Source organism: Bacillus yapensis, from assembly GCF_005280205.1.
GTDB lineage: Bacteria > Bacillota > Bacilli > Bacillales > Cytobacillaceae > Robertmurraya > Robertmurraya yapensis.
This window is the reverse complement of sequence record NZ_SUND01000002.1, coordinates 55,023-74,498: the sequence shown is the minus strand read 5'-3', so window position 1 is coordinate 74,498 and position 19,476 is coordinate 55,023. Positions and strand designations below refer to the sequence as shown.

The 19,476-nt window shown below is 39.1% G+C and carries 19 protein-coding genes; all 19 read right to left on the bottom strand.

The window, feature by feature from the left end; all coding sequences use genetic code 11:
- Positions 1-132: 132 nt before the first annotated feature.
- On the bottom strand, positions 133-684 hold the full coding sequence (gene lepB / locus FAR12_RS02720) for a signal peptidase I (RefSeq protein WP_126405900.1): 552 nt from the start codon (positions 682-684) through the stop codon (positions 133-135).
- Positions 685-1,002: 318 nt separating this feature from the next.
- Entirely contained in the window at positions 1,003-1,347 is a 345-nt protein-coding gene (gene rplS, locus FAR12_RS02715; protein ID WP_126406710.1) for a 50S ribosomal protein L19, read from the bottom strand.
- A gap of 136 nt (positions 1,348-1,483) precedes the next feature.
- On the bottom strand, positions 1,484-2,224 hold the full coding sequence (gene trmD / locus FAR12_RS02710; protein WP_170972088.1) for a tRNA (guanosine(37)-N1)-methyltransferase TrmD: 741 nt from the start codon (positions 2,222-2,224) through the stop codon (positions 1,484-1,486).
- Entirely contained in the window at positions 2,224-2,742 is a 519-nt protein-coding gene (gene rimM / locus FAR12_RS02705; RefSeq protein WP_126405896.1) for a ribosome maturation factor RimM, read from the bottom strand. Before rimM ends, trmD begins: the two co-directional genes overlap by 1 nt.
- Positions 2,743-2,754: 12 nt before the next feature.
- Complete coding sequence (locus FAR12_RS02700) at positions 2,755-3,141, bottom strand: YlqD family protein (protein WP_126405894.1); 387 nt, start codon at positions 3,139-3,141, stop codon at positions 2,755-2,757.
- A 169-nt stretch (positions 3,142-3,310) separates the two neighbouring features.
- The gene (locus tag FAR12_RS02695) at positions 3,311-3,541 is read right to left on the bottom strand and encodes a KH domain-containing protein (RefSeq protein WP_126405892.1); all 231 of its coding nucleotides are present in this window, start codon (positions 3,539-3,541) and stop codon (positions 3,311-3,313) included.
- A gap of 8 nt (positions 3,542-3,549) precedes the next feature.
- On the bottom strand, positions 3,550-3,822 hold the full coding sequence (gene rpsP, locus FAR12_RS02690; RefSeq protein ID WP_126405890.1) for a 30S ribosomal protein S16: 273 nt from the start codon (positions 3,820-3,822) through the stop codon (positions 3,550-3,552).
- A gap of 117 nt (positions 3,823-3,939) precedes the next feature.
- Positions 3,940-5,307, bottom strand: a complete 1,368-nt coding sequence (ffh, locus tag FAR12_RS02685; RefSeq protein WP_126405888.1) for a signal recognition particle protein — start codon at positions 5,305-5,307, stop codon at positions 3,940-3,942.
- An 11-nt stretch (positions 5,308-5,318) separates the two neighbouring features.
- A complete protein-coding gene (locus FAR12_RS02680; RefSeq protein WP_126405886.1) occupies positions 5,319-5,651 on the bottom strand; it encodes a putative DNA-binding protein in 333 nt (110 codons plus the stop codon).
- A 591-nt stretch (positions 5,652-6,242) separates the two neighbouring features.
- Complete coding sequence (ftsY, locus tag FAR12_RS02675; protein ID WP_126405884.1) at positions 6,243-7,235, bottom strand: signal recognition particle-docking protein FtsY; 993 nt, start codon at positions 7,233-7,235, stop codon at positions 6,243-6,245.
- Positions 7,236-7,266: 31 nt separating this feature from the next.
- Complete coding sequence (gene smc / locus FAR12_RS02670; protein WP_126405883.1) at positions 7,267-10,833, bottom strand: chromosome segregation protein SMC; 3,567 nt, start codon at positions 10,831-10,833, stop codon at positions 7,267-7,269.
- A gap of 31 nt (positions 10,834-10,864) precedes the next feature.
- Positions 10,865-11,605, bottom strand: a complete 741-nt coding sequence (rnc, locus tag FAR12_RS02665) for a ribonuclease III (protein ID WP_126405881.1) — start codon at positions 11,603-11,605, stop codon at positions 10,865-10,867.
- A gap of 148 nt (positions 11,606-11,753) precedes the next feature.
- Positions 11,754-11,987 carry an acyl carrier protein gene (gene acpP, locus FAR12_RS02660; RefSeq protein ID WP_126405879.1) on the bottom strand — a complete coding sequence of 78 codons (234 nt, stop codon included), beginning with the start codon at positions 11,985-11,987 and terminating at the stop codon, positions 11,754-11,756.
- 165 nt (positions 11,988-12,152) lie between these two features.
- Positions 12,153-12,896, bottom strand: coding sequence for a 3-oxoacyl-[acyl-carrier-protein] reductase (gene fabG / locus FAR12_RS02655; protein ID WP_126405877.1), 744 nt, complete (start codon positions 12,894-12,896; stop codon positions 12,153-12,155).
- Positions 12,893-13,840 carry an ACP S-malonyltransferase gene (fabD, locus tag FAR12_RS02650; RefSeq protein WP_126405875.1) on the bottom strand — a complete coding sequence of 316 codons (948 nt, stop codon included), beginning with the start codon at positions 13,838-13,840 and terminating at the stop codon, positions 12,893-12,895. The genes fabG and fabD overlap by 4 nt, the downstream gene beginning before the upstream one ends.
- Positions 13,841-13,861: 21 nt before the next feature.
- On the bottom strand, positions 13,862-14,851 hold the full coding sequence (gene plsX, locus FAR12_RS02645) for a phosphate acyltransferase PlsX (RefSeq protein ID WP_126405873.1): 990 nt from the start codon (positions 14,849-14,851) through the stop codon (positions 13,862-13,864).
- Positions 14,852-14,911: 60 nt separating this feature from the next.
- Positions 14,912-15,475 carry a transcription factor FapR gene (gene fapR, locus FAR12_RS02640; protein ID WP_126405871.1) on the bottom strand — a complete coding sequence of 188 codons (564 nt, stop codon included), beginning with the start codon at positions 15,473-15,475 and terminating at the stop codon, positions 14,912-14,914.
- Positions 15,476-15,661: 186 nt separating this feature from the next.
- On the bottom strand, positions 15,662-17,713 hold the full coding sequence (recG, locus tag FAR12_RS02635) for an ATP-dependent DNA helicase RecG (RefSeq protein WP_126405869.1): 2,052 nt from the start codon (positions 17,711-17,713) through the stop codon (positions 15,662-15,664).
- Positions 17,714-17,795: 82 nt separating this feature from the next.
- Complete coding sequence (locus FAR12_RS02630; RefSeq protein WP_126405867.1) at positions 17,796-19,469, bottom strand: DAK2 domain-containing protein; 1,674 nt, start codon at positions 19,467-19,469, stop codon at positions 17,796-17,798.
- Positions 19,470-19,476: the final 7 nt, after the last annotated feature.

Here is a 19,476-nt window from a genome sequence, read left to right as displayed (position 1 = left end):
AATAGTCATTTAGTACATCGTATCAAGTTCGCAAGCTCTTTTCTCATTGTTTTACGAACAGTTATCATTGAAAACAAATATAATTTCATTGTTTTTTGCTCCAAAACAACAAAGTTTGAGAAAAGAGCGTTGTTAATCAACGATGCCTATATCCTCAAGGGGCCAGTATACCATACTGGTATTCCCTAATACTTTTTCCATCGGTATTGTTCCGATATGACGACTATCTTTGCTATAGCGTCTATTATCTCCCATTACAAACAAATGACCTTCAGGAACTGTTTCTTGCCCTGTTAGCTCTTCAAGTGTAAAAGGCTCTGTTAAAGGTCCATCGATCACTTGATTTTTGAAGTCATCTAAGTATGGTTCCTCTATAGCTTCTCCATTCACATAAAGAGTATCGTTTTGGTATTCAATCTTATCACCAGGTAGTCCGATGATTCTCTTTATATAGTCTTTGTTTTCCGGTGCATGAAAGACGATGATATCAAATCGTTCCGGTTCACCAATTTTATAGCTAAATTTATTTACAATCATACGATCCTGATCATGTAAAGTTGGCATCATGGATTCTCCATCTACCACGATTGGTGCAAATAAGAAAAATCGTATGACAACTGCTAACAGAACAGCTATTATCAGTGCCTTTGTCCATTCCCAAAGCTCATTTTTTTTCTTCGCCACGTATCAATCCCCACCATTTCATAAGTACAGTTAAATTAATCTATAATGGCACATTTTCTTTTAAGAGACTTACTCATTTACAATAATTATGACAATTCACAGTTTAAAAGTAAACTATCATAGCTTACATGTATGAAGTAAGAACGAATGAGACTTAGTATAATCGTATGTATTCTTGCTAACAACAGCCAAAAGTCATAAGGAGCATCTATGAATATTTTACCAACGATTCTACCTTAATATCACAAAAAAGGAGCTTGTTGTAAAAATCTTTTCAGATTCTTACTTGAACAAGCCCCTTTCTGTTTTAAGCTTTTATTATCGAATTTCTTTAATACGAGCTTTTTTACCACGTAGGTTACGTAGGTAGTAAAGTTTAGCACGGCGAACTTTACCGCGACGAATAACTTCAAGCTTCGCAATTTTTGGTGTGTGTACTGGGAAAGTACGCTCAACGCCTACTCCGTAAGAAACTTTACGTACTGTAAAAGTTTCGCTAATTCCACCACCACGACGCTTAATTACAACACCTTCGAAAAGCTGGATACGCTCACGAGTTCCCTCGATAACTTTTACGTGTACACGTACTGTATCACCAGGACGGAAAGCAGGAAGATCCCCACGAAGTTGTTCTTTTGTAATTTCTTCAATTAATTGTTGCATCGTTTTCAACTCCTTCCAACAGACGCTCTTGCAGGACTTTTGCCTATAAATGCAGCGGAACATCGTTATAAGACGTAAACTATAGTAGTCTAAGTCACAAAAATTATCATACCATAATACTCAAGTCGTATCAAGGCTATTTCTTCTGATTTTCAAATTCTCTTAGCCATTTTTTTTGCTCATTTGTCAGCTCAATATTTTCAAGTAGATCCGGTCTGCGCTCATATGTCCGCTTAAGCGATTCCTTCCCTCTCCATTCGTCTATTAAACGATGATTTCCTGAGGTTAGAACATCTGGAACCTTCATTCCACGGAAATCAGCAGGTCTTGTATAATGGGGGTGCTCAAGAAATCCTGTGCTAAAAGAGTCTCTTTGATGAGATTCTTCATTTCCCAGAACCTCTGGTAAGAGTCTCACTACACTATCGATTACGACCATAGCCCCTAGCTCTCCACCAGTCAGCACGTAATCCCCTATCGATAACTCATCTGTCACCACATGTTCTCGAATTCTCTCGTCATAGCCTTCGTAATGGCCACAAATAAAGACTAAATGTTCTTCCTTAGCCAAGTCTTCCGCGATCTTCTGATTATGCGTTTTCCCTTGAGGACATAGAAGAATAACACGAGGCTTCGTACTTTGTGCTTCTTCCTTTAGATGGGCAACAGCATCAAAGATTGGCTGTGGTTTAAGCACCATTCCTGCCCCACCGCCATATGGGTAATCATCAACGGTCTTATGCTTGTTATCAGCAAACTCGCGGAAATTAACGATATGATAGTCAACAGCTTTTTGTTCCGCTGCTTTTTTTAAAATTGAGCTTCCAAGAACCCCTTCGAACATTTCCGGAAAAAGGGTCAAGACATCAATTTTCATCATGACAGTAACCCTTCCATCGGCTCAATAATAATGGTCTGTTCCTTTATATCTACTTTTTTGACAATCTGCTCGATATAAGGAATTAAGATGTCTTTTCCACCTTTACCTTTTACGACCCAAACATCATTCGCACCAGGTGTTAAAATCTCGCGCACTTTCCCAATTTCTTCACCATCTGTCGTGAATACATGACATCCAATAATTTCGTGGAAATAGAATTCGTCTTCTTCAAGCTCTGTAAGCTGGTCCTCACGAATCTTGAGAATGCCACCCTTCATTTTCTCTACTTCGTTGACATTTTCATAGCCCTCAAAGGTTAAAAGATTGAAATTCTTATGGACACGATGTGATGCAACCGTTAATTCGATCGGCTCTTTTGCATCAGGCATGAATAAGTACAATTTATTTCCTTTCGTATAACGCTCCTCAGCAAAGTCCGTTTTAGAAATGACACGAACTTCTCCTCTAATTCCATGAGTATTTACGATTTTTCCTACATTAAACCATTTTTCCAACAATCATCACCTCTAGCGAATTTCAGCAACGATGCCATCTTTTATGATAATCGTTTTATTCGTCACGATATCTTCCCAAACGTCGCCTACATTTATTTCAACTATACTTTGTATTTCTTTTTCTTTTAGTTCGCTTCCTAATGGTAGCATATGTAATTGTTCTATTTGAAACTCGAGAAGCTTTATTTTTTCTCTGCGAGTATGTATTTCTTTTTCAAATTGCTTGTTTAAATTTCCAATTTGGTATTTCTTCGTTTTTTCAAGTTTTTTTAATTCGAACATCAGCTGTTCGCATTCCTTCTTAAGTTGCAGACGATTGCCTTCGTATTTTTGGAGCAGCTGTTCTTTGCTTTTTTCCGTAAGTACCTGTTTAACCACGACACTTTGTAGAATATTCAAGCTCAGCGCCTCCTCTGCGCTTTTTTAGGTCTTTCTCAACTCATTTATGTACTGCTATTACCTTTATTGGTAATGAACAGCACATTCCATTCGAAAAACAAGAAAATAGTTAAAAAAAAGAAGGGTTTCCCCTCCTTTTTTTGTGTCTCTCGTAATAATACGGTGAGCCTTACTCAACAATTTCTAAAAAGACTTTCTTCTGTTGTGTAGATCCTGCTGCATAGACAACAGTTCGAATAGCTTTAGCGACGCGCCCTTGCTTTCCGATTACTTTTCCCATATCGCTTTTATTCACGTTAAGTTTATAAGTAATTCGGTCAGATTCTTCCGCGACATTCACTAGAACGTCTTCTGGAAAATCTACAAGAGGCTTAACAATTGTTTCAATAAGCTCTTTCATATCGTCTATTACTTGCTGAACTTAGCGTTATGGAATTTTTCCATAATGCCTTGTTTAGAGAATAAGTTACGAACTGTGTCAGATGGTTTTGCACCGTCTTTTAACCACTTAAGAGCTAAGTCTTCGTTGATTTCAACGATAGCTGGCTCAGCTACTGGATTATAAGTTCCAACTGTTTCAATAAAACGTCCATCACGAGGAGAACGAGAATCAGCTACTACAATACGATAAAAAGGAGATTTTTTTGCTCCCATACGTTTTAAACGAATTTTTACTGCCATGTTTAATAGCACCTCCGAATAGTTTCACACAAGATAGAATAATAACAGATTGTTAAATAGTTTGTAAAGTGTTTTTTCTTGTCAGTTGAATTTTTTTAGGTCAAATCAGCAAATTTCTTATTGAAAAGGATTAAATGGAAGGTTAAACCCGCCTTTTTTCTTCCCTTTTTTCTTGGCTTTTTGCTGCATTCCTGACATTTGCTTCATCATTTTTTTCATGTCTTCAAATTGCTTAAGGAGACGGTTTACCTCCGGTACAGAAGTCCCACTTCCCTTTGCAATTCGTTTACGACGATTCGATGTAATGATTTCCGGATGAATTTTTTCTTCCTTCGTCATCGATTGAATAATCGCTTCAACATGAGAAATTTGCTTTTCATCAATTTGAAGATTGTTAAGACCCTTCATCTTATTCGCACCAGGCATCATTTTCAGAAGATCTTCAAGAGGTCCCATGTTGCGAACCTGCCCTAATGAGTCCAGGAAATCATCAAGAGTAAATGAATTTGACTTCATTTTCTGCTCCATTTCCCTCGCTTTTTCCTCATCAATATTAGACTGTGCTTTTTCGATTAAAGTCAGAACGTCTCCCATACCAAGAATACGTGAAGCCATGCGTTCTGGATGGAAGGATTCCAATGCATCTAATTTCTCACCAAGACCTACAAATTTAATAGGTGTGTTGGTCACAGAACGAATCGATAGCGCTGCTCCCCCACGAGTATCCCCATCAAGCTTCGTCAATACGACACCAGTTAAGCCAAGCTGTTCATTGAAGCTCTGGGCTACATTGACAGCGTCTTGTCCAGTCATTGCATCAACTACAAGGAAAATCTCATTTGGGTTTGATAGTTCTTTAATCTCTTTTAGTTCACCCATTAGAGCTTCGTCCACATGCAAGCGACCAGCCGTATCAATAAGAACATAATCATTATGGTCTTCTTTTGCTTTGGCAATTGCTTGCTTTGCGATTTCTACAGGACTCACTTGGTCTCCTAAGGAGAACACAGGCATATTAAGCTGTTTTCCAAGCGTTTCAAGCTGTTTAATCGCAGCAGGACGATATATATCGGCAGCAACTAGCATTGGATTTCGATTGTATTTCTTGCGTAGTAGGTTTGCTAACTTACCAGTTGTTGTGGTTTTACCTGCACCCTGTAATCCCACCATCATAATGACAGTTGGAGGACGGTTGCTGACGGCAATCTTACTTTCCTCGCCACCCATCAAGTTGGTTAATTCTTCTTTTACAACCTTGATGACTTGTTGGCCAGGCGTTAAGCTTTTTAAAACCTCTTGTCCAACGGCACGCTCGCTAACTTTTTTAACAAATTCTTTTACAACCTTGAAGTTAACGTCCGCTTCTAAAAGAGCAAGACGAACTTCACGCATCATTTCTTTTACATCCGCTTCAGAGACCTTCCCTTTACCGCGGATCTTTTGCATCGTATTTTGCAGTCGGTCGGCTAATCCTTCAAATGCCATCTTGCCGCCTCCTAATCCAATTTCTCAAGCTCTGCTACTGCTTCTAATAATGCCTGTTTCGATGGAGAATCAGTTTTTAAAGCTTCTGTTATTCCATTCAAAAGCTTATTTCGCTTTTGAAATTTATCAAATAAACATAGCTTTTCTTCATACTCCTCGAGCATGGCTTCCGTACGCTTAATATTATCGTACACCGCCTGCCTACTTACACCGTATTCATCGGCAATTTCTCCAAGGGAAAAATCATCTAAGTAGTATAGAGACATATAGCTCTGCTGTTTTGGTGTTAACAAGGATTGATAAAAATCGTATAAATAATTGATACGAGTTGTCTTTTCAAGCACAGCTCATCCCTCCTTGTTAAGTGAAAAGCCTTTACATAGTCAGTGTACACGCATCCATATAGTATTGTCAAGGTTTTATCTTTACTCACAATTGCGTTTATGAGTTATTAAGCCCATTGCGGGAAGATTACGTTAGAATGGACTAATTTCTTTGTAAAAGCTGCCTTCACTCATCTACAGATATACTCTTATCGGAGCAATCATAGTTGATTATAGTTAATCCTTTTGGTGCAACTGATTTTGATTGACAACTCTTACGATTTTTCGGCTTGTCCTGTCAACGAAATTGATCTTCATTGACAACTCTTATGGGTTTTCTGCTTATCCTGTCAACGAAACTGTTCTTCATTGACAACTCTTACTGCTTTTCGGCTTATCCTGTCAATGAAACTGCTCTTAATTGACAACTCTTACTGGTTTTCAACTAAACCTGTCAATGAAACTATTCTTCATTGACAGCTCCTACGGATTTTCTGCTTATCCTGTCAACGAAACTCCTCTTGAACGGTATTTTCGCTAATCCTTGATCCTAAAACATTACCTAGTCCCACAAAAACACCCGGCACACACTGTGTACCGGGCATAAACAACTCAGTCTAATTCTTCTTTTTCAACCAAATCAGCAAATAATCCGTAAACGTATTGCTCTGCATTAAATTCTTGGAGATCGTCCATTTTTTCACCAAGACCTACAAACTTCACTGGAATCCCAAGTTCATTGCGGATCGCAAGCACGATACCACCCTTTGCAGTACCATCAAGCTTCGTTAATACAATTCCACTTACATTCGTAGCTTCCTTGAATGTTTTCGCTTGAATCAAGGCATTTTGACCTGTCGTTGCATCTAGAACAAGGAGAACTTCATGAGGAGCACCAGGAACTTCACGTTCAATCACGCGCTTCACCTTTTCAAGCTCCTTCATTAAGTTTACCTTATTTTGCAGACGTCCTGCTGTATCACAAATCAGTATATCAGCTTCCCTTGACTTCGCAGCTTGGATAGCATCGAACATGACAGCCGCTGGATCAGAGCCCGCACCTTGCTTAATAACGTCAACACCAACACGTTCTCCCCATACTTCTAGCTGTTCAATCGCACCTGCACGGAACGTATCACCAGCAGCGAGGACAACTTTTTTACCTTCTGACTTAAACTTATGGGCAAGCTTTCCAATCGTTGTTGTTTTTCCAACCCCGTTTACACCAACAAATAATAGAACCGTTAATCCCTCAGCTTGAATATTTAGCTCAGTAGACGCCTCATCAGCACCCTCATATATTTCCACAAGTTTTTCAGAAATAACACTTTGAACCTCTGCTGGGTCTTGAATGTTCTTACGCTTCACTTCCATTTTCAGCTCTTCAATTAAATCCATTACCGTTTCAAAGCCTACATCCGCTTGAATCAAGATTTCTTCTAGCTCTTCAAAAAAATCTTCATCTACCTTGCGATAACGGGCTACTAAATCATTTACTTTACCTGAAAAATTATCACGCGTTTTCGTCAGTCCATCCTTGAACTTCTCTGTAACCGCATCTGTTTGCTGTGTAATTTTTTCTTTTAGCTTCTTAAAAAAACTCATACGCTTCCCTTCCTTTTTCAGCGATCAACTTTTAAGATTCTACTAGCTCTTTTGATTCTTCAAGTCTAACAGAAACTAATTTCGACACACCTGATTCCTGCATCGTTACCCCATACAGCACATCTGCACCTTCCATTGTTCCCTTACGGTGGGTAATAACAATGAATTGCGTTTCATGGCTATATCGTTTTAGATATTGACTAAAACGATGGACATTGGCATCATCAAGAGCAGCTTCCACCTCATCCAAAATACAGAATGGTACAGGTCGCACCTTAAGAATCGAGAAGAGTAAAGCTATTGCTGTTAGAGCACGTTCTCCACCTGATAACAAGCCGAGATTTTGTAATTTCTTCCCTGGTGGCTGAGCAACGATTTCCACACCTGTATTTAAAAGATCTTCTGGGTCAGTCAACCTTAGATCAGCTCGTCCACCACCGAATAATGATTGGAATACAGATTCGAAATGTGAGCGAATGCCATAGAAGGTCTGTTCAAATCTCTTTTTCATTTCCTCATCCATCTCATCAATCACTTGGAATAGCGTATCCTTCGCTTCTTGAAGGTCATTCTTTTGTTCTAAAAGAAATTCGTAGCGCTCAGAAACACGCTCATATTCTTCAATGGCTCCTAAGTTGACTGTTCCTAGTTCTTCAATGGAAAGCTTAATTAATTTCACCTTTTTCCTTGCTTCGTCAGCAGGAATCGTTAATGGATAATCATCCTTTGCCCCTTCATAAGAAAGCAAGTATTCCTCGCGTAAACGCGTTAAGCGATTTTCTAAATCGACATCTAAACGAGTCAATTTAACTTCCTCGTCTGTCAAAATTCCGATTAGACCTTTATGCTGACGTTTTAGCTCTCTCACTTCAAGCTCAGCATCCTCAACCTGACCGTGTAGTGCTAATCTTTCTTCACGACGAGATGCAATAAGCTTCGTCGTTTCATTTTTATCCTGAAGCTTTTGCGAAGCTGCTTCTTCTAAATATTCCGCACCAGATGTACTGTCTGTCATTTCTGAAGATAGTAAATCTAAATCTTCCTTAACAGAATCATAGTTTTGACTAACCTCATCTAACTCAAAACTCGTTTTTGTAAGATTTTCACGAGCATTACGAGCTTGCTCATTTTTGGCAGCTAGCTTCACCTTTAACTCACCAATTTCTTCCGAGACCGTTTCCTTAGAAGAAATTTGTGTGTTTTTCTGTTCAGTAAGGAGAGAAATCTCTCGATCAAGGGAAAGCTTTGTTTCTTCCGATTCTTCTAGTAGACGGGTTAATTCTACCTTCCTTGCTGAGAGTCTTTCCTTTTCTTCTCCATATTGTGAGATATTTGAATCATACAAAGCAAGCTTTTCATTCATGTTCTTTTCTTCAAATTCGACCTCACGCAAGTCCCCTTTGATTGATTGCTCTTCGATTCGAAGCTCCTCGCCTTTTTTTCGAAGATCATCTAAAAGAGTTTGCTGATCTTGAATGCTTGCTTTTGACTCCTTGACCTGCTCTTCCTTGATGGCAGTTTGCCTTTCCATTTCAGCAAGCTTTTCCTTTAAGTCTTCCAATTCACCTTTTCTACTTAAAAGGGAAGTAGATTGCTTTTTAACAGCACCACCGGTCATCGAACCTCCCGCATTGACGACATCCCCATCTAGGGTAACAAATCGACAACGGTATTGGAGGATCTTAGCCATTTCATTGGCACCTTTTAAATCCCTAGTAATCACAACATTCCCAAGAAGATTTGTGATCACATTGCTGTATTTCTCTTCTGAGCCAATCAAATCTGAAGCAACACCTACAAAAGCAGGATGGCCCTGAATCAATTGGAGTTGCTGAGAAGAAAGAGATTTCCCTTTGATGACACTCATTGGTAAAAATGTTGCCCGACCAAAAGAGTTTTTCTTCAAGTATTGAATCGCATTTCGTCCACTTTCCTCTGTGGTCACGACAACATGTTGTGCCGCTCCACCTAATGCAGTCTCAAGAGCAACCTCGTACTCTTTTGGAACTTGAATAAGTTCTGCAATCGCTCCTTCAATACCAGAAAGCTCATTTTCTCTTGCTTTTAGAACTTCTTTTACACCTTGGAAGAATCCAGAATAATCATCTTCCATCTCTTCAAGCATATCTTTTCTTGACTTTGCCTTTTGCAAAAACTGATATGCTTGATATAAAGTAGATTCCTGTTTGTCATATTGGTTGCGAAGATTCTCAAGCTTTGCCTGCTCATTTCGGAAAATATGAACCTGTTCTTCTAGCTCTTTTTGCACGACAGACAGCTTGGACATAATCGCGGCTCTTTTTTCCTCAATAACACGACGGTCTTCTAAATATTTCTGGTTATCTTCATCAAGTCTTTTGCTTCGTTGTTGCTGTTGTCCGATTTGGGAGTCAATATTTTGAAGTTCATTTTTATAAGTAGCTTGCTGGTTTAAAATCTCAATATAATCACTCTTTAGTGATTCGATTTTTTCTTCAATATTTTCGCTGAAAAGCTTTAATTGATTTTGTTTTTCCGAAAGAATTTTCTGAAGCTCACTCGCTTCTTTTTCCAAAGCATTAGCAGTTTCTTCTTGCTCATCTTTTTCCTTAGAAAGCTCAGCAATTTTCGCTGATAATGAGGCAATTGACTTTTCTAGCTGCTCTTTATTTTGCTTCGCATTTTTCTTTCTCTCTTTTAAAACTTCTTTCTTCCCTTCAAGCTTTTCTAACTCCTCGGATGCATGAAGAAGTACCGTTTGCAAATCGTTTATCGATTCATCAATTGCTGCAATTTGCTCTCTCATCTCGACAACTTTTGCTTCTTTTGTTTGTAAAGTAGCAGAAAGTTCCATCTCGACATGCTTATTTTGCTCAAGTTGCTTTGAAAGCTGTTCCCATTTTCCATGCAATTCTTCGATTTCATAGACTGTTAGAGCAACTTCAATTTTCTCCAGCTCTTCTTTTTGCTGGAGATAATCTTTTGCAATCGATGCTTGAATTTTCAATGGCTCAACTTGCCCTTCAAGCTCATGAACAATATCATTTACACGATTTAAGTTTTCTTGCGTTTCCGTCAGCTTGCCTTCAGCTTTCTTTTTACGAGTCTTATATTTCAGAACGCCGGCCGCCTCTTCAAAAATCGTTCTTCGTTCTTCAGCCTTACTGTTTAAAATTTCTTCTACTCTACCTTGGCTTATGATCGAAAAAGCTTCACGACCGAGACCAGAGTCCATGAATAAATCAATAATATCTTTTAAACGACAGCTCTGTTTATTAATAAAAAATTCACTGTCCCCAGAACGATAGACTCTTCTAGTTACACTGACTTCGTTATAATCAATTGGTAAAAATTGATCTTCATTTTCAAGTGTTAACGTCACTTCTGCAAAATTTAGTGGCTTTCTCGAGTCGCTTCCTGCAAAAATGATATCTTCCATTTTTGCTCCACGGAGGGATTTAGCTGATTGTTCACCAAGCACCCAGCGGATTGCATCGGTAATATTACTTTTTCCACTTCCGTTCGGGCCAACAACTGCCGTAACACCCGTTACAAAGTCAACCCCAATGCGCTCGGCGAATGATTTAAAGCCTACTACATCCAAACGTTTCAGATGCACGTTTGTATCCCCCTTCATCTCATCTCAACTGTTATATATGGGCTTTTAGTTTTTCTAAAGCCATTTGGGCAGCATGCTGTTCTGCCTCTTTCTTCGATTTTCCTGTTCCAACGCCAACTTCTGTCCCATTTAGGGAGACTTGAGAGATGAATTCACGATTATGAGCAGGGCCCTTTTCTTGTAACACTTTATATTCAATAACCCCTGAGCCATCACGCTGTACATGCTCCTGTAGCTGACTTTTGAAATCCATCACATGAGAAAAAGCACCTGCATCAATTTTAGGAAAAATCACTTTCTCTAGAAAACGAACGACCGTTTCAATTCCTTTATCTAAAAATAAAGCTCCAATAAATGCTTCAAAAACATCTGCTAGCAATGCTGGTCTTGTTCTTCCACCAGTCATCTCTTCACCTTTTCCTAAGAGAACGTATTCTCCAAAGGATAATTCATTGGCAAATGCAACGAGAGAAGGTTCACATACAACAGCTGCTCTTAACTTCGTCAGTTCCCCTTCAGTCATAGTTGGATATTTTTTATATAGAAATTGTGAAACGGTTAATTCTAGTACAGCATCTCCTAAAAACTCGAGCCTTTCATTATCATCATAAGGCTTCTTGCGATGCTCATTCACATATGATGAATGAGTAAATGCTTGTATAAGCAATTTCTCGTTCGAAAATGGTACACCTATTTTATCTTGAAATTCTTTAAAATGTCTATCTCTATTACGAAATGTGCGTTTTTCTCTTTCGTTCCCACTCTTACGCATGTCTAATCCACCTTGCTATTTTTTTACATTCCATTTTCTAAGTGTACTTATATTTGCACTAAAAGGCAAAGATATATTTTAAGAAAACAGGTCATTTTTACAGAAGAAAGCCCCGCTATTAAAACGGAGCTTTTTAGGATTCTAACGATTATGAATTGGCGTTTATGTAATTAACTGCGTCACCAACTGTTGTGATTTTTTCTGCATCATCGTCAGAAATTTCAATATCGAATTCATCTTCTAATTCCATTACTAGTTCAACTACGTCTAGGGAATCAGCTCCTAGGTCTTCTTTGAAAGTTGCTTCAAGTTTAACTTGAGATTCTTCAACACCAAGGCGGTCAACGATGATTTTCGTTACACGTTCTAATACGTCTGCCATGCTTGTTCACCTCCCCTCAAGCCATTATAGTTATTTTAGTTTAATTTATCAATCTCATTTTTGCCTATTTTCATTTGAAATTGACTTATATAACATATAACTTTTTCATAATAAAAGTGGAATTTAACACAAATTGTGTGGCGGTAATGAGCCGCCACTTACTTATCACATCACCATTCCGCCGTCTACATGTAGTGTTTGACCTGTCATGTAGCGACTGTCTTCGGATGCTAGGAATGCAACTACTTTTGCAATATCCTCTGGATCGCCTAAGCGAGCAAGTGGGATTTGCTTCAGCATTTCCCCTTTAATTTCTTCCGTAAGCTTATCGGTCATGTCTGTTGAAATAAATCCTGGTGCGACTGCATTCACAGTAATGCCTCGTGAAGCAAATTCTTTAGCAGTCGTTTTCGTTAACCCGATTACCCCAGCTTTTGCAGCAACATAGTTAGCTTGACCAGCATTTCCACTTACGCCAACAATCGATGAGATATTGATGATTCGACCGCTTCTTTGCTTCATCATCTGACGAGTGACTGCCTTCGTGCACAGGAAAACACCTTTAAGATTCGTATCAATAACCGCATCCCAATCGTCTTCCTTCATCCGCATAAGCAAAGTATCGCGCGTAATACCAGCATTGTTTACTAATATATCGAGACTTCCAAATTGTTCGATCACTTTATTCACCATGTCGGTAACAGATCCGCCATCGGCAACATTCGCTTGAATAGCAAAAGCTTCGCGACCAAGTGCTTTAATTTCAGCGACGACTTCATTCGCTAGCTTTTCACTGCCAGCATAATTAACAGCTACGTTTGCACCCTGTCTTGCTAGTTCTAGGGCAATTTCTCTACCAATTCCACGAGATGCCCCTGTAACTAATGCACTTTTTCCCTCTAGTTTCATCGTAGCTCCTCCTTTAATGCTTCATGAACAGCTGCAAACGTTTCTTCATCAGAAATATTAAACACTTTAGCTGAACGGTCGATTTTTTTCACTAATCCGGATAACACCTTACCTGGTCCAATTTCAATGAAGGTGTCTACACCAAGATCAATCATTTTCTTAACTGAATCTTCCCACTGAACAGGAGAATATAACTGTTGGATAAGCTTTTCCTTAATCTCAATAGGAGCACTCATTTCAGTCGCAGTTACATTTGCAATAACAGGAATGTTCGCTTCTTTAATCTCAATTTCATCAAGGACTCCTTGAAGCTTAGTGGAAGCAGGTTTCATCAGGCTTGAATGGAATGGTCCACTTACTTCTAGAGGTAATACACGTTTTGCTCCAGCCTCTTTTGCCTTTACACTTGCGAGCTCCACGCCCTTACGTGAACCCGAAATGACGATTTGTCCTGGACAATTAATATTAGCTAGTTGTACAGGATTTCCTTCGTTTGCGATTTCCTCGGTTACTTTCGCCAGCTCGTCACGACCTAAGCCTAATACGGCTGCCATTGTACCTTCACGATTTGGTACAGCTTCTTCCATGAATTCTCCTCTTTTTCGGACCGCATATACTGCATCCTCAAAAGATAAAGCACCAGCTGCAACAAGTGCAGTATATTCACCAAGGCTATGTCCGGCTACATAATCAGCTTCAATATTGGCTTGTTTGAAATATTGTAAAATCGCGATGCTCGTCACGAGTAATGCTGGCTGAGCGTTCGTTGTTAAAGTAAGCTCCTCCATCGGGCCCTCAAAAATCGTTTTTGAAAGAGAGAGTCCGAGTCTCGTATCAGCCTTTTCAAATAGAGCACGTACTGAATCTTCCTTATCAAAAAGTGATTTACCCATCCCCACAGCTTGTGAGCCTTGACCTGGAAATAAAAAAGCTATTTTTCCCATTAAAAGTCTCCTTTTCATTCATTAATCTTGTGTTTTTTCTACTGCTTCTCTAATCGTATTTGTAACTTCTTTTTCAACCATTTCGCGAGCTTGGCGAATGGCACTAAATACTGAATTGGCATCAGAAGACCCATGAGCCTTTATAACTGGCGCCTTGAGTCCAAAAAGGCCAGCCCCACCATATTCCGAATAATCCATTTTAGCTTTTAGACCTTTAAGGTCTGGCATAATGACAGCAGCAGCTAGCTTTGTCTTCAAATTACTAGACAGAGCAGTCTTCAGCATTTTAAAAACAGACATAGCTGTTCCTTCAATCGTTTTTAACACCATATTTCCGGTGAATCCATCTGTAACTACTACATCAGCAACACCGTCTAATAAATCACGCGCCTCAACATTTCCAACAAAATTCAGATTGGAATCTTGTAGAAGAGTAAAGGTGTGTTTAGCAAGTTCATTCCCCTTTTTCTCTTCAGTACCAATGTTCAGTAATCCGACACGTGGATTTGCCACGCCTCTTACTTTTTCACAGTAAATGGAGCCCATAATCGCATTTTGTAAGAGATGCTCTGGTTTAGCATCTACATTCGCACCGACATCTAGTAAAAGGAATCCTTCACCACCAATAGTTGGTAGAGTCGGAGATAAAGCAGGTCGATCAATTCCTTCAATTCTGCCGACAACAAATAAGCCCGCTGCCATTAAGGCTCCTGTGTTCCCTGCAGAAATACATCCATCAGCTTCACCATCAGCCACAAGCTGTGCAGCTAATACCATAGAAGCTTTCTTTTTTCTTCTAACCGCACGAACAGGCTCGTCAGTACCAAGAATGACTTCATCTGTGTGCATTACCGAGATTCTCTCATCATTTGCTAGATGTTCTTTAATTTGTGTTTCATTACCTACTAAAATAATATGTAGATCTTTATAAGTCGCAACGGCCTTCATCGCCCCTAAAACGATTTCCTTTGGTGCGTTATCTCCACCCATTGCATCGATTGCTAGTTTCATTTATGTCACATTCCTTAAATATCAAAATTTAATCCACTACGTATGTGAATGACCTTACGCTCACGCATGTGAACGATACATTTCAAAATCACCTATAAAAACAATTTCACTATTTACAAAGCTCGTTACTTCAACAAGAGTACGGCCCTTTTCTTCATCAATACTGATGACCTTTGCCTTTGCAACAACTCTTTCACCTTCAAGAACGGAGCGAGTAAAGCGAATATTCGCTTTTGCTGTCAAAGCAAGCTCATCATTAATCACAGCAACTGCCAGTGAGTTAGCTTGTGCGAAAAGATGATGTCCCCTTGCAATTTGATTTCGTTTGAAAACATGTTCTTTTTTGATATCTAAAATAGAAATAGCTGAATTATCTAAGTCCATATCAATTATTTCACCAATTACTTCTTCTATTGGTAAGGAACGAACCTCATCCTCAAAGTTTTTCTCAGCGACGTTTTTGATTCTCTCTCTTAATTCAGGTATGGATAGTTCTAAACGATCTAGTCGAATCGTTTGAACACTAACTGTAAATTTATCAGCAAGCTCTTCGTCTGTGATAAAAGGATTTTCCTTTATCGTTTCTGTTAATAATGCTTGCCGCTCTCTTTTATTCCTCTTCATGCATGACACCGTCCAAGTTATTAAGACTAGGTACTAATAGTAGTATATAATTTTAAAAAAGAGTTTGCAAGAAGTAATTCGTCTCCTTGCATTCCTAAAGGCTGTTCTAATAATGATTGTTTCGTAAAACAAGCCCAAAAACTCGCTCTTTTCTCTTCAGAAAGAAACGCGAGAAAAACGTTATCCTTAATCTAGTTTTTCCCCTTCCAATACTCCAGATTCTTGGAGAGACTCTCGTAAATGTTCATATTCAGGAGATTCCCAAAAAACAGCTGACTGTATAAGGGCGGTTGCATCATTACGCGCAGTTTCTAACGCGCGATAATCATGAACCATATCGGCCACCTTAAACTCTGGCACTCCACTTTGTTTTTTTCCAAAAAAGTCCCCTGGACCCCTTAATTCCAAATCCTTTTCACTGAGCACAAAACCATCGTTTGTTTCTGTCATAATTTGCATTCGTTCTTTCCCGACCTCTGATTTCGGGTCAGCAAGTAAAATACAATACGATTGTTCGCTTCCTCGTCCAACACGTCCGCGGAGCTGGTGGAGCTGTGATAACCCAAATCGTTCAGCGTCATAAATGACCATCATCGTCGCATTTGGAACATTGACCCCTACCTCTACCACGGTGGTCGAAACAAGAACTTGAATCTCGTTATTACTAAAAGCTTTCATCACATTATCTTTCTCATCTGCTCCAAGGCGGCCGTGCATTAAACCGACCTCATAGCGATTTTGAAAATAGACTTGCAAAGACGAATGGACATCTATCGCATTTTGAAAATCTAGCTTTTCAGATTCCTCGATTAATGGACAAATCACATAAGCTTGTCTACCTTTTGATAACTCTTTTTCCATAAAGGATAGAATGCGATCAAGCATCTCTTTCTTCGCCCAATAGGTTTCGATTATTTTTCTACCAGCAGGCATTTCATCAATAATCGATACATCCATCTCTCCAAAGACTGTAATCGCAAGAGTCCTTGGAATAGGAGTTGCTGTCATAAAGAGAACATCTGGATTCTCCCCTTTTTCCCGAAGAATCTTACGCTGCCCTACACCAAAACGGTGCTGTTCGTCCGTTATGACTAATCCTAATTTTTGAAAATGAACTTCATCTTGGATTAAGGCATGAGTTCCAATTAGAATGTCAATTTCTCCCGCCTGCAACTGTTCTAATATCTCTTTTCGACGTTTCCCTTTGACAGAGCTAGTCAACAACTCACATTTCAGTCCGAATGGCTCAAGGAGACTTTTTAATGATTCAGCATGTTGTTCCGCCAAAATTTCTGTAGGAACCATTAACGCACCTTGATAGCCAGCCGTATGACTTGCAAATAGAGCAATTGCCGCCACAACTGTTTTACCTGAGCCAACATCCCCTTGAAGGAGACGGCTCATACGATAGTTTGATTTCATATCCGCCAAAATCTCATTAACGACTCGTTTTTGCGCATTTGTTAATGGGAAAGGAAGGCTGTCTAAGAAGGTCTGCAATTTTTCCAAATCATATTTTTGAATGATCCCTTGTGACTGTTCACGTTCAAATTTTCTTAGCGCTTGCATTTTTAATTGAAAATATAAGAACTCTTCATAGACGAATCTTCGACGTGCTTGTTTCAAATCTTGATCATTTTGTGGAAAATGAATCATTCGAAGGGCATCACGCCGATTAGGAAGTCGATATTTATTGATTAAATTTTGGGGCATCGTTTCTTCAATGTGTTCTCCAAATTGGTGAAATGCTAGTTGAATAAATCGACGAATCCCTTTAACCGTTACACTTCCTTTGACACTATAAATCGGAGAGAGACTTTCTTTCTGTTGGGAAGGTCCCATTTTCATTTCAGAAGCGGTGATCGTCCGTCGATGCATATCCCATTTCCCAGTCACTTGAATGGTTTCGTTAAGAGATAGCTTATTTTTTAAGTACGACTGATTAAAAAACGTCACTTGAATCAAAAAATTGCCAACGAGCAATTTGACCGTAAGTTTTGATTTCTTTCTACCAAAGTACATAAGGGAAGGCTCGCTTTGAACGATTCCTTCAACTGTAAGCCTTTCATCATGAGCGACCTGTGTTAAATCACGAAGCCGATAATCCTCATATCGAAACGGATAGTACTCTAGGAGATCCTCTACGGTGTAAATATTCAATTCCGCCAAAACTTGCGCTGTCTCTTCGCCAATTCCTTTAACTTGTGTGATGGATTGTTTTAACACTTTGTCATTCACTTTAAAACTCCTTTAACCACTCCGGAATGATGAACAAAAGCATGACTAAGATAGCCATGCTTTTGTAAGTTCATATAAGAAGTTATTCAATTGAGAAGATAAATGAATATAATGGTTGCTTTCCATCGTGTACTTCGATTTCAACATCTTCGAATTCTTCTTCAATGAATGCTGTTAATTCTTCAATGTCTTCGTCCGTTGCTTCTTCACCCTTTAAGATCGTAAGGATTTCGGAATCTTCGTCTAACATTGTTTTAAGAAGTCCTTTTGCAGCATTCAATCGATTCTTATCTGTTAAGATAATTTTCCCATCGGCAATGCCCATGAAATCGTCTTTCTCAATCGTTACACCTTCTATATTTGTATCACGAACTGCAAAAGTGATCTGTCCAGTCTTAACATGGCTCATCGCTTCTGTCATGCCTTCCTTATTATCAGAAAGACCTGCAGATGGATTAAAGGCAAGAAGTGCCGCTAATCCTTGTGGTACAGTTTTCGAAGGAACGACAATAACATCCTCTTCTGACACTTCTGCAGCCTGTTCAGCAGCCATGATGATATTTTTGTTATTTGGAAGAATAATGATCTTCTTCGCATTGATTTCCTTAATTGCTTTCACGATGTCCTCTGTGCTAGGGTTCATCGTTTGTCCGCCTTCAATCACAGCATTGGCACCAATGCTACGGAATAAATCAGCAATTCCATTTCCCATTGAAACCGCTACAATTCCAAACTCCTGCTTTTCTTTTTTCACTGCAGGCGCAGGAGCCTTATGATCTTCACCAACAATACTCGTATGCTGTTCACGCATATTCTCAATCTTCATATTGATTAAGCTTCCATATTGTTGACCATAAGATAAGCAAGTACCTGGTTGCTCAGAGTGAATATGTACTTTTACGACATTCTCATCAGCAATTACTAATAAAGAGTCGCCGTATTGACTTAAGTCTTGACGGAATTTATCTTCTGAAAATGGAGTTTTGCTTAGCTTCTCAGATTCAAATTTCACCATGAACTCTGTACAATATCCAAAAATGATATCTGCTGTATTAATGTGACCCTGAACATGATTATGGTGTTCTTCACTAATTAGTTCTTCCATTTTTGGCAATTCAGATGGTGCTTCAGGTAATTTCTCACCTTTTAATTCAGCAAGGAATCCTTCATAAACAAAGACTAGTCCTTGACCACCACTATCAACAACTCCAACCTCTTTTAATACAGGTAAAAGGTCTGGAGTTCTTTTTAGAGACGCCTTCGCTTCAGCTACTACTTCTTCCATGATCTTAACGATATCATCGCTTTTTTTAGCAGCTTCTACCGCATGCTTTGCAGCATCTTTTGCCACTGTTAAAATCGTGCCTTCTACTGGCTTCATAACAGCTTTATAAGCAGTTTGTACACCTGCTTCAAATGCAGCAGCGAATTCCGTTCCATTTATCGTACTCTTTTGCTCAATATTCTTTGAGAAGCCACGGAATAACTGAGATAAAATAACTCCTGAGTTTCCGCGCGCTCCCATTAGGAGACCTTTGGATAGAGCAATTCCAACGCGACCAATATGGTCTTGAACATTATTTCTAACTTCCTTAGCACCAGAAGTCATCGATAAGTTCATGTTCGTTCCAGTATCTCCATCTGGAACTGGAAAGACGTTTAATGCATCCACATATTTTGCATTAGTGGACAGGTGATGAGCTCCTTGAGCAATCATCTGTGCAAAACGCTTTCCATCTAAAGTATTAATTGACACAAAACTT